Raw genomic sequence first — 2,867 nt, 5'->3', positions numbered from 1 at the left:
TCGGCGGCGAGATCGCCACGCCTGCCGAAGCCCGCGAAATCCTCAGCCTCAAGGGCGGGGACAAGGTCGCCTTCTGACCCTGCTTCTCGCAATGCCGCAAGCCGGCGCAGGAGAATTCATGACATTGCCCCTCCCCGATCTCACCCAGTTCCGTGTCGAGCGACAGGACAACGGCCTGATCCATCTCGTCTTCGACTGCCCCGACAGATCGATGAACGTCTTTTCCAACAAGGCGATCCATGAACTGGGCGCCTTCGCCGAATGGCTGCACCGCGCCGATGACGTTCGCGGCGTGGTCGTCCGTTCCGGCAAGGCCAACGGCTTCTGCGCGGGCGCGGACCTGACGGAACTGGGCGTCGCCTACGAGATGATCGTCGCCGCCCCCAAGGCCGACCGTTTCGATATCGCCTTCGACCACTTCTTCCCGCTCAGCCATGCAATCCGCCGTCTGGAAACCGCAGGAAAGCCGATTGCCGCCGCCGTGGCGGGTGTCGCACTCGGCGGCGGATGCGAGTTGGCGCTCGGCGCCCACTACCGTGTCCTGACCCGTTCCCGCCGTGCGATGCTGGGCCTGCCTGAATATGCCGTGGGGCTACTTCCCGGCGCCGGCGGAACCCAGCGCATGCCCCGCCTCGTCGGCGTCGAGGCCGGGCTGGAAGTCCTGCTTCTCGGCCGTACCTACCAGGGCGAAGATGCCGTGGCTGCCGGCCTTGCCGACGAGGTCGTGGATGAAGGCGACGAGATCGCTGCCGCCGAACGCTGGCTGCTGTCCGAGGCGGCCCACTGCGTGCAGCCCTGGGACCGCACTGACAGTGCTCCTTTGTCGCATGTCGAAATTTCCGGCGCTATCGAGCGCCATCGCGAACGCGAACTGGCAAGGATGCTCGGCCACGAACCAGCCCCTCTCGCCATTCTCGACTGCGTCGAGTTCGGCATCATCCAGCCGATCGATGGCGCCATCCGCGCGGAAATGTCAGTATTCGCCACGTTGATCCAGCGCCCCGAACCCCGCAATATGATCCGCACGATGTTCCTCGGCAAGCAGGCCTATGACAAGGCGGCAAAGGACGGCTCCCTGCCGGACAGCATCGAAGCCGCGCGGGAGGCGATCTCCACGAAGGTATCGCAGGCGTCTTCGCAATGCCCCGAATTGGCCAGCGCCCTGTTCGGAGCCCCTACCGCCGGATCTGCACCGGTCCAGCGGAGGGTCGGCACGGACTTCTGGCTTCGCGGTCGTCCGGCGGCGATGGCAGCCCTTAAGGAACTGTCGCGGGACTGCAGCGGCATAGTCGCCGACATGGACGACATCACCCGACTGCAACTCGATCACGCACTTGCTCGCACGCTTGTTGTGCCTGCCTATATCGGCGGCCTCGCTGGCATGACGGAACTGATCTAGAATATCCTCTTGCGGGAGAGTTCAGAACTCTCCCGCAAGAATTGTCTCAGGCAATGAGTAGCATAGGCGCCTCGATCGCCTCACGGAACGCGGCCATGAATTGCGCGGCCAAGGCGCCGTCGATCGCGCGATGGTCGAAGCTGCCAGTCGCGGCCATGATCGTGGCCAGCGCGATATCGCCGTCGATTTTCCACGGCTGTTCCACCCCTGCACCGATACCCAGGATCATGGCTTGCGGCGGATTGATGACCGGCACCATCTCATCAATGCCGAACATCCCCAGATTCGAGATGGTCGCGGTCCCGCCCTCGTAGTCGCCGGGCGTCAGGCGGCCTTCCCTCGCCTTCGCAGCCAGCGACCGGCTCGCTTCGGAAACAGCGCCAAGGGAAAGAGCGGCCACATCCCGAATGACCGGCGTGACGAGGCCGCCTTCGATGGCCACCGCCATGGCAATATCAACGCGTTCGAAGCGATGAATCCGGTCCCCGGCGAACTGCACATTGGCTTCTGGAACCTGCTCCAATGCCCAGCTTATCGCCTTGATACAAAAGTCATTTACCGAAACCCGGGCACCGCGATGCGAGACGGCACCGTTCAATTCCCGGCGCAGTTCGAGCAATCCATCAAGACGGCAACGGGCGGTGAGATAGAAGTGCGGGACGGTCTGCTTGCTCTCGGTCAGGCGCCGGGCGATGGTCCTGCGCATGGTGGACAGGCTCTCGCTGCGCATCGGTATTCCCTGAGGCGCGGGCAGCGGCCGATCTTCCGCCGGGATCAGGGCAACCGATGCCGCCGTCGCAAGTCCCAGATCCGCCGCCATTATCCTGCCGCGCGGCCCCGAGCCCGCGATCGTGTCCAGCCCGATGCCGCGTGCCGTGGCAAGGCGCCGGGCGAGCGATGTCGAACTGACATCCGGGGCTGAAACGGGCAATGTCTGAACCGGCTCGGCGTAGGTTTCGGCAGCAGCGAGAGGGACAGGATCGGTGTCCTCACCGGCACTCAACAGTGCCACAACGGCACCTACTGGTACATCAACGCTACCTGCAGGCACCACCAGACGCGCTATGCGGCCATCTTCGGCGGCTTCCATTTCCATGGTCGCCTTGTCGGTTTCGATCTCGGCGATCAGGTCGCCCGCCTTGACGGTATCGCCGGCGCCGACCAGCCAGCGGGCGAGCGTGCCCTTCTCCATCGTCGGGGACAGCGCCGGCATTTTGAGTTCAATGGCCATTTCAGTTTCTCCGGAAACAGTTGCGTCGCTGCATTGACGGTGGCGTCGGCATCGAAGCGCAACTGGCCCGATGCCCGCCAATCTTCCGCCCAGGGCCGCGCGCGTCTCGGTGATCGCAGCGGCCTTCATTGTCATCCCGATTGCTGCGAAAAGGAGCGCTTCAGAACCCCACCTTGTCCCCGCCCTTGAGGCTGAGGATTTCGCGGGCTTCGGCAGGCGTGGCGATCTCGCCGCCAA

General features: G+C 64.4%; 2 protein-coding genes. One reads left to right on the top strand and one right to left on the bottom strand.

Annotated features, from left to right (window positions below; genetic code table 11):
* Positions 1-118: 118 nt before the first annotated feature.
* Positions 119-1,399, top strand: coding sequence for an enoyl-CoA hydratase-related protein (locus HWN72_RS23075; protein WP_211151519.1), 1,281 nt, complete (start codon positions 119-121; stop codon positions 1,397-1,399).
* 46 nt (positions 1,400-1,445) lie between these two features.
* Here HWN72_RS23075 and HWN72_RS23070 read toward each other — a convergent pair whose 3' ends face one another.
* A complete protein-coding gene (locus HWN72_RS23070) occupies positions 1,446-2,630 on the bottom strand; it encodes a dihydrolipoamide acetyltransferase family protein (RefSeq protein WP_211151518.1) in 1,185 nt (394 codons plus the stop codon).
* Positions 2,631-2,867: the final 237 nt, after the last annotated feature.

This window comes from Novosphingobium sp. HR1a (genome assembly GCF_015594425.1).
Taxonomy (GTDB): domain Bacteria; phylum Pseudomonadota; class Alphaproteobacteria; order Sphingomonadales; family Sphingomonadaceae; genus Novosphingobium; species Novosphingobium resinovorum_A.
The sequence above is the reverse complement of the archived record's forward strand: the minus strand, read 5'-3'. Positions and strand labels throughout refer to the sequence as shown.

Coding starts and splice junctions, on each gene's coding strand:
- HWN72_RS23075 (WP_211151519.1), top strand. CDS start 119: ATGACATTGCCCCTCCCCGATCTCACCCAGTTCCGTGTCGAGCGACAG.
- HWN72_RS23070 (WP_211151518.1), bottom strand. CDS start 2,630: ATGGCCATTGAACTCAAAATGCCGGCGCTGTCCCCGACGATGGAGAAG.